Genomic DNA, 16,154 nt, shown 5'->3' with positions numbered 1-16,154 from the left:
TGGTTGGGTTAAACACATTTTGAAGGCAGACTGTCGCCAGGTGAATTATTCTTCGCTTTCTGCCAATCTGCTGGAACGGGTGATTTGAAAAATATTTTTTCCTTCCATCTTGTTTAAATAGCCGGTCAAATCCAACGATGCGCTATCAAGCTCCACTTGCTCAGAATCGAAAATCCCGCTCGGCAATTCCATATCAAAACGGATCGTCTTACCAGCTTCAATATTATAGAGCCGGTTGTCGACCTCGAATGGATTACCGCTGTTGCCGTTCTCGATTTTAATCGGATGGCTCATCCGAAAAACACCATCGATGATGTCATGCTCTGTTCCATTTACCAACTCAATGGTATAAACCCGGTTCACTTCATCCACTTGCTGCTCTTCAACAATCTCAAACTCGATGCCTTCCAAGTCCTGGACGGTATAAGCCATTTCACCATTCGCCGGCGCCATATAATCGGTATCGGATCCCGCTTCCAATAAGCCGGAATCCGTTGCATATATGAATCCGAGAAACAGGAACAACACTGCTGCCGATGCGAACACCGTCCAATACATAGGCTGGACACGCCGGGCTGCAGGTTTAACGTCTTTTGTCTTCTGGCGGATCGCCATTTTTTCTTCCTGTGAAAAACGGACGTTGTCAGTGGCCACCCGTTTTAATTTTGCTGAAATGTCACGGTCAAACCCTTCCATTGCCGACACCCCCTTCAAGTTTTGCCTGCAGCGCCTTCTTGCCCCGCAGCAGCCGGGATTTCACGGTGTTCAACTTGATTTCCAGTACATCCGCAATCTCCTGCATCGTCATTTCCTGATAATAATAAAGGATAAGAACTTCTTTATACTTGCCTGGCAGCGCTGCAATTTGCGCCGCCACTTCTTTGGCATCTTCTTCGCCGATCAATTCCTCTTCAGCGGAGCTGCTTCCTTTCAGGAGTTTCACGGCTGGCTTGTAAATCAGATTCCGAATGCTCCAAAGCCGGTGATAATCTTTGCATTTATTGATGGTCATGCGGATCAGCCAGGTTTTATAGCTCGCTTCATGACGGAACCCCGACAGGTTCTTGAAAGCGCTGATAAAAACTTCCTGAATGATGTCTTCACATTCCGCCTGGTCCTGCACATATAAAAACGCAATCCGCTTGAGTTCTGAGCCATACTGCTGCATCAGATCTTCGAGTACTGCATGTTCATCGGCAGTCGCCTGCCATGCTTCCCTATTCGCCGTTTCCATGCGCTAATGCAACTCCCTTCAAAGATTAGACGGGCGCCGAAACCGTTTTGACCCCTAACTTTTTATAATAAATGAAAAAATGGCTCCGCAATTGCGGAGCCTTTGGAATGATGTAAAAGTCACTGTTTCAATTACTCCAGGCGGCTGCCTGTTTTCTCAGACGACCGTAGTACGCCCATATGCGGAAGATGAATGTGCCGAATATCAGTACTGCCAGAAGCATCATGCCGCTGCTGTTCCATAAAAACCTATCCTGAATTGTATCTGCACTGATCATAATGTTGATGATGAAATAAATATAGAAAGCAACAAGCGGCGAGAACATGGCCGTATAAGTCAGCGCAATCCTTTTTGCGTGTTTAAGGCGGCTGCTTTGATCGCTGTACAGTTGCGGCCGCTCTTCGGTTTCACCGTAAGTTTTGCTCCAGATCGTCCACTTCTCCATATTCGAAAACGAAGTGAACTCTTCATGCCATCCCGCTTCCCGGTGGATGGCAAAATAACTCTCGGTCGGCCCTCGCTGATAATCTATACTGTATGCAATCCGGCGGGGCTCACCTTTAACGAAGTGGAAGATGGTACCGATTTTATTGACCCGGTAAAGGTTCAAACCGCGCTGTTCCATCGACTCCAGCCATTGTTCCATTTTATCGGGCGAATACATCCAGCTGAATTTCACTTTCGTCACCCAGCGCCCGGCCTTCTTCAATTCCTTTTCACTCTGCTGATCGATTTCATCGACTGGCCAGAATCCATCTGTCGTTCCATCAAGTTCCTTATTCGTCCCGGTGATTTTGGCGATCGAATAAATTCCGAGAACCATAATTCCCAACAGGATCGCGAAGAAGATAAATGTCAGGATCCACAACGGACTTTCCACTATATCAATGCTGCCGTCCTGTCTGTAGGAAGAAGCGAGCATTGAGATATTCGCCATCAGCATACCGGCGACATAAAACGAAGTTCCGTAAAAAATGTATGTAATCATGCGGTTATGCTTAATGATCCCCTCACGAATCGGTGATGTTTTAATAGCATTTTCGGGCTGCTCATTAAAAGTGAATTCCCAGTTGCCTGCGGTTCCAGCCTTTTCCCAGCCTTCCGCCTGCAGCGTTTTCGGCAATACGGATGAACTCATCTTGTTATAGGCTATGCGGTACACGCGAGTCGCCGGTTCCTGCTCTTGAAAATGGAAGCAGCGCGTCCAGCGGTTCAGCTTGGTAAAGATCAACCCTTGTGCCGCCATCTCTCCCAGCCAGTCTTCTGTTTGCTTCACATCATAACTCCAGAATGGCCTGTAAATTTTCTTCATCCGAATTCCCCCTCGAACGCAATTGCATTTCGATGCACTTCTTTAATCCTCGTTATTTCCGCTTTCATCAATTCTTTGCCGGCATCCGTGATCTCATAGACGGTCTTCCGCTGTTCATCAGCGAACACCGTGATCACGCCGTCTTTCTGCATCTTGGTCAACGTGCCGTACACCGTACCCGAGCCAAGCACCAGGCGGCCGGCTGTGATGTCTTCCACATGCTTGACGATGCCGTAGCCATGCCGCGGCTCTGTTAATGACAATAAAATATAGAAAGCCGTCTCGGTCATCGGCACATATTTCTTCAGCATTTTCTGGATTTCCACGGGCAGCCCTCTTTTTCACTATGTCATGCCTTGACTATATCACGACGTGACATAAAAAGGTATATTTATTTTCTGATGGAATGTGCGAGGCTTGTCGGGGTTTTACGTTTATCGGCGATTTCTGAGGATTTATCAGCGATTTTACCCTGTTTATCGGCGATTTTTTTGGGTTTATCGGCGATTTTCAGACGTTTATCGGCGATTTTTTCTAATTTATCGGCGATTCTCTATAAATCCGTCAAAAAAACGCAAAGCGACTCCACTTTCAAGTCGCTTTGCGTTTTCTCTTTTCATCAGCTTCCACCAGTCGCCTGACTACTGCTTCGACAAACTTTTCACACCGCACCAGATCTTGTTCCTGCGGCATCAGTTCGATTTTCAGCGTCGCGGCCAAACTAGTGTGAACATACAGCATGTCACGGAAGCGGTTGACCGCTCCGCAGAATTCCGCAAAGAAGCTGTCCCCTGTCCCGAACACGGCCGTCACCAGTTCGGGACGCCGCAATTCTTCAAAGGCTTCAAACAGCTCCTGCATTTCTGCCGGAATTTCTCCGCTTCCCCATGTATACGTGCCGACGATAACTATATCGTAACGTCCGAGTTTATTTATATCGAAATGACCGATCTCATAGACGTCTGGCAAAAATCCTGCAGCCCGGAAGCGTTCCGTCAAAACTTCAGCCACCGCCCCGGTATTGCCGGTGACCGATGCATAGACGAGAGCGATTTTCTGATTACAATTCATCAAACCCATTGGATTGGGACACTTTCGAATACGTGCGCGATTTCTGTTCGAAGAAATCCGATTTCGTGCCGTTCATCATGTCATCGCCGAATACCTGAATCCATGGCATTGGATTGCTGCGCTCTTCGTAGAGGTTTTTCATGCCCAGCTGACGAAGTCGTTTATTCGCAAGATATTCGACATAATCACCGAATTCGTCCAGGTCGAGACCTTCGATATCCCCCAGGATATACTCCGCCCATTCCTTTTCAAGTTGCACCGCCTGATCTACTGTCCCGTAAATATAGTCGATGTTCTTTTCATTGTTCAGCTCAGGATTCTCCGTCAATAAAATGCGCACAAACTGACCGATGAAGTAAGCATGCTGCATCTCGTCGCGCTGGATATAGCTGATCATCGTGCTCGTCTTCAGCATCTTCTGCTGGCGCGCCAGGTGATAGAAGAACGCAAAGCCGGCATAGAAATAAATCCCCTCGAGATTAATCGAGTTGATGCCCAGCTGAAATAAAGTCTGCGGCGTCGGGTTCTGGCGGAATTCTTCGTAAGCATCAAGAATCAAATCATTGCGCTTCCGCACGACCGGATCGCTTTTCGCCTGGTCAAAGCGCGCATTCTGTTCCGCGACCGATACAAGCGAACTCAATATATAGGAATACGATTCGTTGTGTACCGCCTCCTGCTGGGAGATGACCGCAAAAATCGCTTTGAAACTTGAGTCGGTCACGTAATCCATCGCCATCGTCATCGTCGGTGTCTGCAAGGAATCGAGCGATGCCAACTGCGTATTGATCCGGAGGAAAACGTCCCGCTCCGTATCCGTCAGATGATCCCATTGTTTAATGTCGTCCTGCATATTGATTTCCTGTGCTTTCCAGAAATTCGACAAGAGCGTCTGGTACAGATCGTACATTTGAGGATAGGCAATATCGTTCCAGTTCAATAAACCGGAAGATCTGCCGTTCAGGATGCCTGTCGATTTATTTGGATGCTCCGGATTGAGTAATTTGATCTTTGTTAAAGGTGTATCGATTGCCATTTGAAGTCCCCCTTAGCTTTGGCACGCTTCGCATTCTTCAATTTCTGCCTGCGAAGTGCTGCGTACGTAATAAGTCGTTTTCAATCCCTGCTGCCATGCTTCCAGGTGAAGCTCCAGCAATTCCTTCGCTTTCACCGTATGCGGCACATACAGATTGAAGCTGATTGCCTGATCGATATGGCGCTGTCTAGCGGCGTTTTGGCGGATGCTCCATTTCTGATCCAGTACGTGTCGCGCGCGGCGGTAATAATCATACGTGTTATGATCCAAGTCCGGCGCTGTCACTTTAAATTTGAAGTTCTTCTTCTCTTCCGCATATTCCACGGCGTAGAGCGGATCGATGCCGTCTGTAGAGCCGCCGATTTTCGCGGTCGACGAGTTCGGTGCAACGGCCATCATCCAACCGTTACGCACGCCGTTCTCTGCAATTTCCTGTTGCAGCTCCTGCCATTTCTCACCTTCATAGCCCTTGCGGCTGAAGTATTCGCCCGTCTGCCATTCCGAACCGGCAAATTCACTATAGCTGCCTTTTTCTTTCGCCAGTTCCATCGACGAGCGGATGGCGTGATAAGCAAATTCTTCGTATAGCTTATCTGCATATGCCACAGCTTCTTCCGTCTCCCAATGGATTCCTTCGAGTGCCAGCAAATGGTGCCAACCGTACGAACCCAAACCAACGGCGCGGTATTTTTTATTCGTGGCATCGGCCTGCCCTACAGAAATCGTGTTCAAGTCGATGACATTATCAAGCATGCGCATCTGAATCGGCACCAAGCGCTCCAACACATCCGCTTTCACCGCACGCGGCAAATTGATCGACGACAGGTTGCAGACCACGAAATCGCCCGGTTTGCGCACCATCACCAGATTTCCGTCTTTGTCGGTGAATTCTTTAACGATTGTCGTCGCCGACATGTTTTGAGTGATTTCGCTGCACAAATTACTGCAATAAATTGATGTCAATCCACGTCCACGCAGATGCTTGTTCGGATTCTGGCGGTTGACTTCGTCGCGGTAGAACATATACGGTGTACCGGTTTCAAGCTGTGACACCATAATGCGGGCCATGATATCCATTGCCCGGTATGTCTTTCTCGGCAATAAAGGATTAGCGACCGCTTCTTCATATTTTTCGGTGAAGTAGGCACGGTCGGTGTCATCATAGAAATCTTCCAGACCAAGTGCGTTGCCGTTCGTATCCTTCCAGCCCATCACTTGCTTGACCTGATGCGGACAGAACGTATTCCATTCGCCAATGCTGCGGCCGGTGTCATCCGTTTCCTGCAATTTCTCCATAAACAGATCCGGAATCGACACGCCGGTGAAAATATCGTGCGCTTTGCGGCGCTCATCTCCATTATTCGTTTTCAAATCCAGGAAGCCGTTCATGATGTCTTTATGGAAAACGTCCAGATATACCGCCACCGCTCCCTGACGCTGTCCGAGCTGATCGACGCTGACCGCCGTATCGTTCACCAGGCGGATCCACGGAATGACACCAGAGGAATTGCCTTTGAATTTCTTGATGTCCGATCCGAGTGCACGCACTTTGCCGTAATAAATGCCGAGTCCGCCGCCATCTTTGCTGAGTCGCGCAATATCCCAGTTGTTCAAATAGATGCCGTCCAGCGAATCATCCACTGTGTCGATAAAGCAGGAAGACAATTGCCCGAAGCTTTTGCCTGCATTGGATAAAGTCGGCGTCGCCACCGTCATATACAGATTGCTCATTGCCCAGTATGCTTCCCGCACAAGCTCGGTCCGCTTCACTGCCGGCTCATTCTGCATCAGCGCCATGGCGATGACCAAAAAGCGTTCCTGCGGCAATTCGTGTAAATTGCCTTCGTAATCTTTCGCCAGGTAACGGTCCGCTAACAGGAACAAGCCGATGTAATTAAACAGCAAATCGCGTTCCGGCTCGATGACTGCACCCAGTTCCCTGATTTCCGCTTCGGAATAAGCTGCCAGCAACTCATTCGAATAAATACCGATGCGTGAGAGTTTTTCAACAAGGCGATAAAAATCACCGTATTTCTCCTGTTCTTCATAACCGCGGCTTGTTGCCGCCTGCCGGTAAAGATCGCTGCAATAAAGTTCCGCTGCCAGGAATGTCCATTTCGGTTCATCCATCGAAATGCGGTTCAGCGCATAAAGCATGGATTGTTCCGTATCGACCTTGCCATCCAGCTCGCCGATTTTATTGCGCAACGCTGTAGTATCGAGACCATGCAACCGCTCTGCACGTTCCAATGCTTTTTCGACTGCATCCATTTCTGTTGAGATTCCCATTTTCATATCAGACCAGCTCCTTCGCGAATTCGTTCAGTTTCATGCGGCGTTCTTTCCGTGCCTGTGCACTTTTGAAAAGATTCTTTTCTTTGTCTGTTTCAGGAATGACTCCTGGAACAGGTGTCGGCTTGCCGTTTTCGTCAACTGCGACCATTGTAAGAATAGCGGTTGTCGTCAGCGTCCGGCCGCGCGTTTCAATATCCTGGCATTCCGCTTTCACATACACTTCCATCGAAGTCCGGCCGGTTGAAATGACCACGCCTTCCAAGATCAGTACATTCCCTATTCTTGCCGATGACAGGAAATTGACCGTATCAATCGATGCCGTCACCACGACTTTGCCGCTGTGCTTCATCGCCGTGATCGCTGCGATTTCATCAATATAGGCGAGCACCGTTCCGCCAAAAATGGTGCCCATGTGATTCGTATCCGGCGGCAGCACCAGCCTCGTTTGGATTGTCCGAGATATGCCTGCTGAAATCTGTTGCTCCATTGAATCCATCATCCCTTCGAATAAAACACAAACACAGAAAAACCCATCTTCTCCGAAGAGAGGATGGGTTGGATAAACGCAGCATTAAAGGGAAGTCACGAAGGCAAAAGACACCGCTTCCTGTTAAGACCATCGTTACACCCCCCAGCTCCCGGAGAAGGCAATTAACATATAACGAAGGCAGGTCTCCTGGCTTGTGCGTCATCCTCTGCTATGGCCTTCCCATCTTTCGACAGTGGTTTCCATAGTTCGTCAGCACTTACAGTTGCGGGTACAGCTCCGGATTTTCACCGGCTTCCCTATTAAGCCTTTTCAGGCACCTTTGTTATCGGTTTTTACTATATATTGTGTTTTCATATGTATTATACACTAAATATTGTATTTCTAAACTATATCTTAGCCAAGCTTTTTTGGCAACAGGAGATTTTTCTTTTTCAGACTTAATCCACTCTCTCGATTATAGCAATCCAAATCAAATATGAAAGGGGGAAAATGATTATCTGAAAATAGCAATTATCAGATAGATTTCATTTCTATTACTGTGGTCTTATATACTTTATTTCAAATTTAATTATGCTATGATAAGAAACTGATGTTTGAGTATTAAATTTACATACTGTTGCTGTATTACGGAACAAATCTTTAACTGGAGATGCAATTTTAAGATGAAACAATTCGCCACCAACAACTTCCACTATGGCTGGATTATCGTCGCGATTGCGGCGTTATCGCAGTTCTTCTCAGGCCCCGGACAAACTTATTCAAATTCAATTTTCATCGATTACTATATACAGGACTTTGGCTGGAGCCGTTCGACAGTATCCGGAATTTATTCAGGCGCGACGCTCGCGGCTGGTTTTTTGCTGTTTTTCGTGGGACGCCTGATTGACCGCAATGGTTCCCGGAAAATGGCCGTGATCGTTTCGGTTTTACTGGCGGTTGCCTGCCTGTTCAATAGTTTCGTCACCAGCATGCTGATGCTGTTCATCGGTTTCTTTTTCATCCGCTTATTGGGCCAGGGCTCAATGGCGTTGATTTCGAATTCATTGATTCCGCAATGGTTTGTGAAAAAGAGAGGGCGCGCGCTCAGCATCGCTGCAATCGGCGGACTGGTCAGTTCGGCGGCGTTTCCACTGCTCAATGTCTGGCTGATCGAAGCGTTTGGCTGGCGCATGTCCTGGATGGTGCTTGGCGCGATCATCATTGTGCTGTTCACACCGCTCGCCCTTTTCCTGATTCGGAATTCTCCTGAAGATGTCGGTTTGCTGCCGGATAACGGAGCTGCGGAAAAAGCGGATAAAAAGAAAAAGCCGGTCGAAGAAGTCAGCTGGTCTGTCAGCGAAGCTTCCAAAACACGCGCTTTTTGGCTTCTGCTCATCTGTGCCGCCATTCCCGGTATTGTGAACACCGGATTGACGTTTCACCTGGTGTCTATTTTCAAGGAAAATTCGCTGTCACTTGAAGCCGCTGCAGGCATCCTGAGTTTAACGGCGCTGATTGGTCTGCCAGTCACCTTCCTGACGGGCTTGCTGCTCGATAAAGTGAAAGTGCAGTATATGCTGGTGCTGGTGTTTGCCGGCGAAATCGTTTCGCTCCTGCTGCTGCAAAATGCGAACTTCATGGCGGCTGCCGTTATCTTTGGTCTGGTATGGGGCATCAGTATGGGGATGGAACGCATCGTCATGGCAGTGGTCTGGCCAAACTATTTCGGGCGCAAACACATCGGCAGCATCAGCGGCATTTCGATGGCGATGATCGTCACCGGTTCGGCGCTCGGCCCGTTGCCGCTCGGCATTGCTTTCGACGTATTCGGCGGCTACGCGGAAATTCTATGGGCATTGATGCTATTTCCGGCAATTGGCATGGCGTCTGCTTTGATGGCGAATCCGCCGGTCAAAGCAACGGCAAAAGAAAAGATGGCTACATTACCTGCACCACAAACTGCTAAGCAAGTACCGCTTCCAAGCGAATAAAACAGGAGAATTCTCAATTGAGAACGCTCCTGTTTTTTGTTTCCAGTTTTCTGGTACATTGAAGATAGAATTATCAAAAAATGGAGGTGTCCAAAAATGACGTGGTTTTTCGTAATGGTATTCGGCATGATTGGGTTCGCAGGTTTTATTGATTGGAGAAGAAAACGGAATAATAACACAGCGCTGAAGTCGATCAATTCACATGCAAAGCCGGGTGAAAGTTCTAATTATACTGCAGGCTCAAGCGACAATTCCTATAGTGGCGGACAGTGACTCTCCAACTTGTAATTATTAAAAACTCAGTAAGACGGGCGCCGCAAACTATCCAGATTGCGCATCGCTTTTTCTGTGCCGAGCGCAACACAGTCCATCGGATTTTCCGCAAGTATGACCGGCACCTTGATTTCTTCAGCCATCTTCTTGTCTAGCCCATGCAAAAGAGACCCGCCGCCGGTGAGGACAATCCCCCGGTCGTGGAGATCTGCTGCCAGTTCGGGTGGCGTGACTTCCAGTGTGCGCCGCACGCCGTCGATAATGCCTGCCACTGTTTCTTCCAGTGCTTTTTCTACATCCAGCCCCGTGATTTCAATCGTTTTCGGCCGGCCGGTCATCAGGTCATTCCCGCCGATTTCCATTATTTCTTCACGTTTTCCATCCGTCAGTCCATAAGCCGTCCCCAGACGGATTTTCAATTGTTCTGCTGTCCGGGAACCAATCTTCAATTCGTAGTTTTTCAGGATATACTCTGCCACTACACGATCCATCGCCTGCCCCGCATTCTTCAGGGACTGGCTGACAGCAATGCCATTTGACGAAATGACCGCCATTTCTGTAGTTCCTCCGCCGATATCCACCACCATCAGGCCTTCAGGTTCCCACACAGGCAGATTGGCTCCAATGGCCGCCGCTAAAGGCTCTTCTATCGTCAGTGTTTCTCGGGCACCCACCCTTTTGGCCGCTTCGATGATCGCCCGTTTCTCGACCGAGGTAATGCCGATTGGCACACTGATGACAAAGATTTTCCGCTTTAAATTCCCGACGGTTTTGGTGACTTCCTTCAAAAAGCGGGCAATCATCACAATGGCTTTTTCGTGATCCGCAATCACGCCCCAGCGCATCGGATAGCTGACTTTAATGCCGCCGGAAGTGCGTCCGTTCATTTCATAAGCGTCCCTTCCGACAGCTATCACTTCACCATTTCCGCCATCCACCGCCACCATCGACGGCTCCCGCATAATAATTCCTTTGTTTTGAAGCACTAATAAGGTGTTGGCGGTACCAAGATCGATTCCCACCTCTCTTATACCAAAGTTCAACATACGGTTTCGTCCCTTCCATTGCTATCTAGTGGAGTCATGCTGTGAGCGCCGGGCCCAGTCAATGGCGCTTGAAAGTCGGCTTGTCCTGTTCTTCCATCGCATAGTCAATTTCCTTCAATTTCCGCCGGCAGCTGTGAACCAGGTTCTTTGCCGATTCGCGCAATGAAAAATAATGCTGCCGAATATGTGATTCATTTTCCATATTGATCGGAATTTTAATGATTTTTGCGTACTCCTCGGTCCACCGGCTGAAGTAGCGAAGCATTTCTTTCGAACGGTACTTTTCGCTTTTCAACTCTTCCTTCAGCTCTTTTTTATCATGAAGCAGCGTATCCTTGTCCCGCCGCAATAATTGAACTTCCCGCTTCAGCACCTGAATCTCCCATAAGGCATTTTTGGCAATTTCCTGCTCATGCCCACTCAGTCTTTCAGTAAATTCAGTAAAGGCTCTTTCCCTATAAAAATGATTAGTTGAAGTTTCTGTGTTTTTCATGAAGTCCCCTTCCTTCTCGATTATGCCGTCAATAAGGTTGGCTGTTTCCATTTATTCCGTAAGCAATGTTTCCATCGGAACGCCGAAAAAGGCTGCCAGACGTTCGGCGTGATCTTCCGAAATTTGTTTGGTGCCGTTTTCGTATGCCCATATCGCGCTGGTTGCGACGCCGATTTGCTGGGCAAGTTCTTTGGAAGACATTCCTTTGGCTTTCCTCAAGTCACGCAATCCACTGAGCGCATTCACCATCTTCCATGACCTCTTTTCCATATATTTTAGTTGGACAGTTTCCCCGATTGTGGCCGGTTATGCCTGGTGCAAGCCGATTATGCCATTGCGGCGATAGATGAATTGTTTGTCTTCCAGGGTTTTCAACACCCGCGTCAAGGCTGCATGCGACATATTCAAATCTGTAGTGATTTCTTTTATCGTTTTAAATAAAACACCTTCCGACGAGCAGTTATTCAGGAAATAAATCATGAATACCTCCCCGTTTCTTATACTTTTATCGTCCTGTCCCGCGAAGCATTGCCGTGATTTCTTCAGCAGATCTTTTTCTTCCATTCTTAAGTTGCCATATACTGCAGATTTACCAACCACAACTAGCACCTCCTATAAACTTACAAATATATATTTCTTCTTACATATTTACCCTCCATTTAAACCCCTAATCATATTTTTAATAGATTTATCAGAAAATAATATTTGTAACACGAAATACTTTTTATCATTCGTTTCCGCGTGCTCCCCGAAGCCTTTTGTAATACGATTCCACAGAAAAACCGCCCGTGAAGTCATGACTTCAGGACGGCAATGTTACGGTTCAATTTAATATAGTGGAATGGTTTTTTTGGAAATTTTCCATTAAATCCATCGCTTTTTGGCGGGAATTTTTATCGAATACCGGCGCAAAAAGATCTGCAAAACCATGTTCTCCAGGTAAACTCACCGCTTCAATGGAACCGTCGGCAACTTCAGCTATAAAATCAGTTACATTGAATGATTTTTCACGCTCGCCATAAATCAGGAGCACTGGACAAAGCGGCGTAATTTCCCGGTAGTCCCGGATTCTTGATCCATAAAATGCTGTTACGCTGGCAATATGGTCCAATTGACTGCAAAGCCAGGCGACAGTCGCCCCGACACTGAATCCGACAATATGTATTTCATCGTAATCTTTTGCCTCTTCAGCAAGCAGCTTTTTTACCTGTTCAAAAGCAGAGTCGAATCCGACAGCATCCATAAAGTTTCGATAGGCCCTTTCGCTTTGATCATATGAAAACGGCGGATATCTGTCAATTAGATCGGGTACTAAAACATCGAACCCTTGCTCCGCGAATGAAGCCGCAGCCAATTCCATGTGATCATTTATTCCATAGATTTCATGCAGGACAAGCACAAGCGCCCGGTTTCCATGTTTTATTGCCAGCAATTTCCCCACTCCTTAAAAATTCATATTCAACATTAAGCCCAGATACACGCTTACGATAAAACCGAATCCAAAGATGAATGACAGCCATAAAGGCATCTTTTTAAAGAAGCTCATGATCATCAGGCCGATTGCCAGCGCACCGATCAATAACAGCAGGATGCCGTTAAGCGAGAAGACAAATTCCGGTGTGATCGGCAAGTATTGTTCACCGATCAGGCTTTCGAGTAGCGAGGCCGTCCCTTCCGTCAAAAATGTATTGTTGACGTTATGCGGCGGCGCCAGCTTGCTCATGACAGCGGTAGAAAGAAAAACCAGTCCCAGCATGAAAGTTTCGAGCTTCAAAAGATTGCGCGAAGGTTCTTTCGCTTTATTGCCAAAGCCGTTAAGGAAAGCCGCCACCAATAAAGGCAGGATGCTCAAGTGCTTCAACAGCAGCATCTGGCCATAAGGCAGCACCCAGGAAGCCGCATAGTCAGCGGGTTTTGAAAACAGCAGCCAGACAGCGACACCGCTCACCAGGATAATGGCCATCAGGCTGAATGCGAACGGTGTAAACCATTTCAGGAAGCTGCGCCAATTAGTAAGTGCCGGTGCACCCCAGGCAACCAGGATCAACACCCCTGCCCACAGCGTCAGCGATAAAAAATGGATCGTGTGGCTGAACAGGCCGGGCAGAAAATCGAGCGATGCGGCATGGCTGCCGAATCCCATATTGAGGACGGACAACAGGAACCAGAATGCCTGAATGTATTTCGAGCTATTGACGGCTGTTGCGCCGAACCAGAAAAATGAAAGAAAAATGCTGAACGCGAAACTTTGGCCGACCTGGAATTCGGTGATTGCTGTCCAGACTGCGGAGCCGAAACTGGCATTATTCAGCAACAAGCCGAGCAATTGGATTGCCGGAGCCGCCGACAAAAAAGGAATGGATGCAATTCCAAGCAGGACCGCTGAGTTTCTAATCGAAATTTTCGGCTTCCGGTGCTCGGGAACAAATTGCAGAACCAGCATGCCGGCCAAAAATGACATGACCAGGTAAAGCAGAAAATCAGAAAGGACGGTGAACAGGATCATTTTCTTCTGGCCATCACGAAGAATGCAGCTGCTGCGATTGCCAAAATGGCGATGATCAGAATGGTCACCCAAGGCGTTTCCGCTTTTGCAGGCTCAACAGCTGATGCAGAATCTTCATCGGCTGACTGCTCGCTTGAAGAAACATCCGCTTCGTCTGTTTGCTCTGTTGTTTCAGCTGCTTCTTCTGAAGCCGTTTCTTCTGCAGCTTCTTCGGTTGTTGTTTCTTCTTCAGCTGCCGCTTCAGTTTCTTCCGCTGCGATAGTGAATGTTAAAGTACCCGTAATTTCATGGCTGTCCTGGCTGATTGCGCTCCAGTCGACCGTGTAGGCGCCGTTTGGAAGTTCCTCCGCCAATTGGCCCGTCAATTCCATTTCGGAAAAAATGATGTCGGCAACTTCAACCGTGTTGCCCGCTTCATCTTTGATTGTCATATCCCCCTGCTGGATTGGCGACTCGAACAGGAATTGGATTTCTTCCGGCGATCCTTCAAGTGTCGCGCCTTCCGCTGGTGTGGAAGAAGATAACCCTGAATGTGCGTGTGCCGTGACCGGCAAGAATAATAATAGAATTGCGATTGCTATAAATTTTTTCATGATGTTCTCCTTCTATCCGTTTAGACTTTTGAATATTACTGACCTTCTAATAGTATGTGATTTTGATGCGCTACAATCTTTCATGATGTTAAATTTGTGTGAATAAAACCATAAGTGACGGCTGCGAACTACCGTATCAGCAACGAAATGCCGTATGCGCCGAATATCAGGGAAGTCACCAGCGCGAGATAGCCATCCACGCTTTTCCAGCTTTTTGCGAATTCTTCCCATGTGGTCAAGAATGCTGAGGCCGATGCCGCCAGCATCACATATGGAAGGAACCGCTCGCTGCCGGTCCATAACCAGTAAATCACCCCTGCCAATAAAATGATGATCAGGATAATTCGAATTGTCTTCATTTGCTGCCTCCTCATCTGCTGAATCCGCTGGAATGCGGTGATTTGTGTGGAGCGAATGCTGAACGTTGATATAATTTTTTGAACGGAGATATAATTTTCTGAACGTCGATATAATCGCTGGAGCGTTGATATATTTTCCTGAACGTTGATATAATCCCCTGCACCCCTGTTTGACAGAGAAAATGCTTCCTCCTACTCTACCATTAAAAGAAAATGACACAATGCATGCTTTTCGCAGGCGAAAAGCGATTAAAACCCTCAAAAACCCGTTAATTTTCTCGGTGTCATTCTTCTTTTCTCTGCCTGAATTCTCCAGGTGAAGCCGACTGGTAAGATTCTGAGTCGTTTACAAGAAATCGGGCTTCTTCCTCGATCATAGCTATATAACGTTGTTTAGTGAAAGGTTGGATCACTTTTTTAATCTTTTTCAAACTTCCTTTTGCCTTTACCGTGTTGCGGTCCACATCGACTGTTACGGATAAATACACTTCGCCTTCGTATTTCAAGATTGCGGTCACTTGTTTCTTTATTTTATCGACCTCGATGTACTCGGGCACCACTTTCATCTGGGCAAATTCCGTCCATCCGCCATTCGGCTTCCTAGTAATGTAGAAACGAAGGCGGGAGACCCCGTCAGCCAATGGGTTTGTTAAAACTCTTCTATAGAATTTTTTCATTCACTGCCGCTCCCCCTGTTCGTTACATTGCATGCATTTTACCATAAATGGAAATGTGCTTGTTTAGTTGCCGGGTTTTATTCCACGTTCCGCTTGGTGCTCTAACTCCTGAACAATCCCTGGAATTTCATCCAGGCCGTTGATGATGAAGTGAGCATCAGCATCTTCCCACTGAACATTCCTTTTCCAGACACTTGTCATCCCCGCGCCCGCGGCAGCTGCAACATCGTTCGCTGGATGGTCCCCGACGAAGACTGCCTGCTCCGCTTGTACGCCGAGACGGTCCAGCGCTCGTTCAAATATCCGTTTATCGGGTTTACGCAATCCTTCCTTTTCAGAAATCAGAATGACATCAAAATACTGCGCTATCCCGAGAGCCTCGATATTGCCTGCCTGAAATTCTGTACGGCCGTTCGTGATCATCCCGAGCAGGATATTGTGGGCTTTCAGCTCCCTAAGCATCGAAATCAGGTGTGGAAAAGGAACACACTGTGCGGCGAAGTGCGCCAAATAATCTTCCAGCAATTGTTGCTTGGACATACCCTTAATATTGAATTCTTCGACCAGCTGCTCATATACCTTGTCTTTCCAGACATATCCGTGCTTATCCAGCTTGATAAATCTTTGAATATAGTCTGATTGGTTAATATGACCTAGTTCTCTAATGAATCGGTTATGCTGGTCATAAACGAAGTTTTCCACTGATTTATCGCGGTCCAGCAAGGTTCCATCTAAATCAAAAATGACTGCTTTTATCATGTTTATAAAGACCTCCACTCCCCAAATTAACCTGCACTGG

Annotated in this window: 20 protein-coding genes and 1 riboswitch; of the genes, 2 read left to right on the top strand and 18 right to left on the bottom strand. The window is 47.4% G+C overall.

Features of this window, described 5'->3' with window-relative positions; translation table 11 throughout:
- Positions 1 to 45: 45 nt before the first annotated feature.
- The 8 genes from AC2Q9J_RS05450 to AC2Q9J_RS05415 all read right to left on the bottom strand — a co-directional run bounded on the left by AC2Q9J_RS05450 (position 46) and on the right by AC2Q9J_RS05415 (position 7,435).
- On the bottom strand, positions 46 to 696 hold the full coding sequence (locus AC2Q9J_RS05450) for a hypothetical protein (RefSeq protein ID WP_101801252.1): 651 nt from the start codon (positions 694 to 696) through the stop codon (positions 46 to 48).
- Positions 683 to 1,234 (bottom strand): sigma-70 family RNA polymerase sigma factor, encoded by a 552-nt coding sequence (locus tag AC2Q9J_RS05445; RefSeq protein ID WP_341201295.1) that lies wholly within the window; start codon positions 1,232 to 1,234, stop codon positions 683 to 685. Before AC2Q9J_RS05445 ends, AC2Q9J_RS05450 begins: the two co-directional genes overlap by 14 nt.
- Before the next feature lie 127 nt (positions 1,235 to 1,361).
- Positions 1,362 to 2,546 carry a DUF2812 domain-containing protein gene (locus AC2Q9J_RS05440; RefSeq protein WP_499037883.1) on the bottom strand — a complete coding sequence of 395 codons (1,185 nt, stop codon included), beginning with the start codon at positions 2,544 to 2,546 and terminating at the stop codon, positions 1,362 to 1,364.
- Positions 2,543 to 2,872 (bottom strand): PadR family transcriptional regulator, encoded by a 330-nt coding sequence (locus AC2Q9J_RS05435; protein ID WP_179135723.1) that lies wholly within the window; start codon positions 2,870 to 2,872, stop codon positions 2,543 to 2,545. Before AC2Q9J_RS05435 ends, AC2Q9J_RS05440 begins: the two co-directional genes overlap by 4 nt.
- A 265-nt stretch (positions 2,873 to 3,137) precedes the next feature.
- Complete coding sequence (locus tag AC2Q9J_RS05430) at positions 3,138 to 3,626, bottom strand: NADPH-dependent FMN reductase family protein (RefSeq protein WP_499037882.1); 489 nt, start codon at positions 3,624 to 3,626, stop codon at positions 3,138 to 3,140.
- A complete protein-coding gene (locus tag AC2Q9J_RS05425) occupies positions 3,607 to 4,653 on the bottom strand; it encodes a ribonucleotide-diphosphate reductase subunit beta (protein WP_499037881.1) in 1,047 nt (348 codons plus the stop codon). Before AC2Q9J_RS05425 ends, AC2Q9J_RS05430 begins: the two co-directional genes overlap by 20 nt.
- Before the next feature lie 12 nt (positions 4,654 to 4,665).
- On the bottom strand, positions 4,666 to 6,948 hold the full coding sequence (locus tag AC2Q9J_RS05420; RefSeq protein WP_499037880.1) for a ribonucleoside-diphosphate reductase subunit alpha: 2,283 nt from the start codon (positions 6,946 to 6,948) through the stop codon (positions 4,666 to 4,668).
- A gap of 1 nt (position 6,949) precedes the next feature.
- A complete protein-coding gene (locus tag AC2Q9J_RS05415) occupies positions 6,950 to 7,435 on the bottom strand; it encodes an acyl-CoA thioesterase (RefSeq protein ID WP_101801336.1) in 486 nt (161 codons plus the stop codon).
- A gap of 162 nt (positions 7,436 to 7,597) precedes the next feature.
- Positions 7,598 to 7,774, bottom strand: a riboswitch (cobalamin riboswitch).
- 326 nt (positions 7,775 to 8,100) lie between these two features.
- Between AC2Q9J_RS05415 and AC2Q9J_RS05410 the strand changes: the two genes are divergently transcribed.
- Together AC2Q9J_RS05410 and AC2Q9J_RS05405 are read left to right on the top strand one after the other, a co-directional pair.
- The gene (locus AC2Q9J_RS05410; RefSeq protein WP_499037878.1) at positions 8,101 to 9,408 is read left to right on the top strand and encodes an MFS transporter; all 1,308 of its coding nucleotides are present in this window, start codon (positions 8,101 to 8,103) and stop codon (positions 9,406 to 9,408) included.
- 96 nt (positions 9,409 to 9,504) lie between these two features.
- Positions 9,505 to 9,681, top strand: a complete 177-nt coding sequence (locus AC2Q9J_RS05405) for a hypothetical protein (protein ID WP_281863485.1) — start codon at positions 9,505 to 9,507, stop codon at positions 9,679 to 9,681.
- A gap of 26 nt (positions 9,682 to 9,707) precedes the next feature.
- On the opposite strand, the gene AC2Q9J_RS05400 is transcribed toward AC2Q9J_RS05405, so the two are convergent.
- The 10 genes from AC2Q9J_RS05400 to AC2Q9J_RS05355 form a co-directional block, all read right to left on the bottom strand.
- Positions 9,708 to 10,727, bottom strand: a complete 1,020-nt coding sequence (locus AC2Q9J_RS05400; protein WP_084243734.1) for a rod shape-determining protein — start codon at positions 10,725 to 10,727, stop codon at positions 9,708 to 9,710.
- A 58-nt stretch (positions 10,728 to 10,785) separates the two neighbouring features.
- A complete protein-coding gene (locus tag AC2Q9J_RS05395; protein WP_145990696.1) occupies positions 10,786 to 11,220 on the bottom strand; it encodes a hypothetical protein in 435 nt (144 codons plus the stop codon).
- A gap of 51 nt (positions 11,221 to 11,271) precedes the next feature.
- Entirely contained in the window at positions 11,272 to 11,469 is a 198-nt protein-coding gene (locus tag AC2Q9J_RS05390; protein WP_158241144.1) for a helix-turn-helix domain-containing protein, read from the bottom strand.
- 57 nt (positions 11,470 to 11,526) lie between these two features.
- Complete coding sequence (locus AC2Q9J_RS05385) at positions 11,527 to 11,820, bottom strand: MarR family transcriptional regulator (protein ID WP_233208513.1); 294 nt, start codon at positions 11,818 to 11,820, stop codon at positions 11,527 to 11,529.
- A 223-nt stretch (positions 11,821 to 12,043) separates the two neighbouring features.
- A complete protein-coding gene (locus AC2Q9J_RS05380; RefSeq protein ID WP_499037875.1) occupies positions 12,044 to 12,652 on the bottom strand; it encodes a dienelactone hydrolase family protein in 609 nt (202 codons plus the stop codon).
- 12 nt (positions 12,653 to 12,664) lie between these two features.
- A complete protein-coding gene (locus AC2Q9J_RS05375; RefSeq protein ID WP_499037873.1) occupies positions 12,665 to 13,798 on the bottom strand; it encodes a CopD family protein in 1,134 nt (377 codons plus the stop codon).
- A complete protein-coding gene (locus AC2Q9J_RS05370) occupies positions 13,723 to 14,319 on the bottom strand; it encodes a copper resistance CopC family protein (RefSeq protein ID WP_499037871.1) in 597 nt (198 codons plus the stop codon). Before AC2Q9J_RS05370 ends, AC2Q9J_RS05375 begins: the two co-directional genes overlap by 76 nt.
- Before the next feature lie 128 nt (positions 14,320 to 14,447).
- The gene (locus AC2Q9J_RS05365) at positions 14,448 to 14,678 is read right to left on the bottom strand and encodes a hypothetical protein (protein ID WP_372869061.1); all 231 of its coding nucleotides are present in this window, start codon (positions 14,676 to 14,678) and stop codon (positions 14,448 to 14,450) included.
- A gap of 284 nt (positions 14,679 to 14,962) precedes the next feature.
- Positions 14,963 to 15,355 carry a hypothetical protein gene (locus tag AC2Q9J_RS05360; protein WP_499037868.1) on the bottom strand — a complete coding sequence of 131 codons (393 nt, stop codon included), beginning with the start codon at positions 15,353 to 15,355 and terminating at the stop codon, positions 14,963 to 14,965.
- Positions 15,356 to 15,418: 63 nt separating this feature from the next.
- Positions 15,419 to 16,114, bottom strand: a complete 696-nt coding sequence (locus AC2Q9J_RS05355; protein WP_499037866.1) for an HAD family hydrolase — start codon at positions 16,112 to 16,114, stop codon at positions 15,419 to 15,421.
- Positions 16,115 to 16,154 lie beyond the last annotated feature (40 nt).

This window comes from Planococcus sp. RAB007_Raresut (assembly GCF_057369535.1).
Note: the sequence above shows the minus strand (reverse complement) of the source record. Positions and strands in the feature narration are given on the sequence as shown.

What these genes read in the sequence shown, in the direction of transcription:
- AC2Q9J_RS05450 (WP_101801252.1), bottom strand. Translation starts at nt 696, where the DNA reads ATGGAAGGGTTTGACCGTGACATTTCAGCAAAATTAAAACGGGTGGCC.
- AC2Q9J_RS05445 (WP_341201295.1), bottom strand. Translation starts at nt 1,234, where the DNA reads ATGGAAACGGCGAATAGGGAAGCATGGCAGGCGACTGCCGATGAACAT.
- AC2Q9J_RS05440 (WP_499037883.1), bottom strand. Translation starts at nt 2,546, where the DNA reads ATGAAGAAAATTTACAGGCCATTCTGGAGTTATGATGTGAAGCAAACA.
- AC2Q9J_RS05430 (WP_499037882.1), bottom strand. Translation starts at nt 3,626, where the DNA reads ATGGGTTTGATGAATTGTAATCAGAAAATCGCTCTCGTCTATGCATCG.
- AC2Q9J_RS05425 (WP_499037881.1), bottom strand. Translation starts at nt 4,653, where the DNA reads ATGGCAATCGATACACCTTTAACAAAGATCAAATTACTCAATCCGGAG.
- AC2Q9J_RS05420 (WP_499037880.1), bottom strand. Translation starts at nt 6,948, where the DNA reads ATGAAAATGGGAATCTCAACAGAAATGGATGCAGTCGAAAAAGCATTG.
- AC2Q9J_RS05415 (WP_101801336.1), bottom strand. Translation starts at nt 7,435, where the DNA reads ATGGAGCAACAGATTTCAGCAGGCATATCTCGGACAATCCAAACGAGG.
- AC2Q9J_RS05410 (WP_499037878.1), top strand. Translation starts at nt 8,101, where the DNA reads ATGAAACAATTCGCCACCAACAACTTCCACTATGGCTGGATTATCGTC.
- AC2Q9J_RS05405 (WP_281863485.1), top strand. Translation starts at nt 9,505, where the DNA reads ATGACGTGGTTTTTCGTAATGGTATTCGGCATGATTGGGTTCGCAGGT.
- AC2Q9J_RS05400 (WP_084243734.1), bottom strand. Translation starts at nt 10,727, where the DNA reads ATGTTGAACTTTGGTATAAGAGAGGTGGGAATCGATCTTGGTACCGCC.
- AC2Q9J_RS05395 (WP_145990696.1), bottom strand. Translation starts at nt 11,220, where the DNA reads ATGAAAAACACAGAAACTTCAACTAATCATTTTTATAGGGAAAGAGCC.
- AC2Q9J_RS05390 (WP_158241144.1), bottom strand. Translation starts at nt 11,469, where the DNA reads ATGGTGAATGCGCTCAGTGGATTGCGTGACTTGAGGAAAGCCAAAGGA.
- AC2Q9J_RS05370 (WP_499037871.1), bottom strand. Translation starts at nt 14,319, where the DNA reads ATGAAAAAATTTATAGCAATCGCAATTCTATTATTATTCTTGCCGGTC.
- AC2Q9J_RS05365 (WP_372869061.1), bottom strand. Translation starts at nt 14,678, where the DNA reads ATGAAGACAATTCGAATTATCCTGATCATCATTTTATTGGCAGGGGTG.
- AC2Q9J_RS05360 (WP_499037868.1), bottom strand. Translation starts at nt 15,355, where the DNA reads ATGAAAAAATTCTATAGAAGAGTTTTAACAAACCCATTGGCTGACGGG.
- AC2Q9J_RS05355 (WP_499037866.1), bottom strand. Translation starts at nt 16,114, where the DNA reads ATGATAAAAGCAGTCATTTTTGATTTAGATGGAACCTTGCTGGACCGC.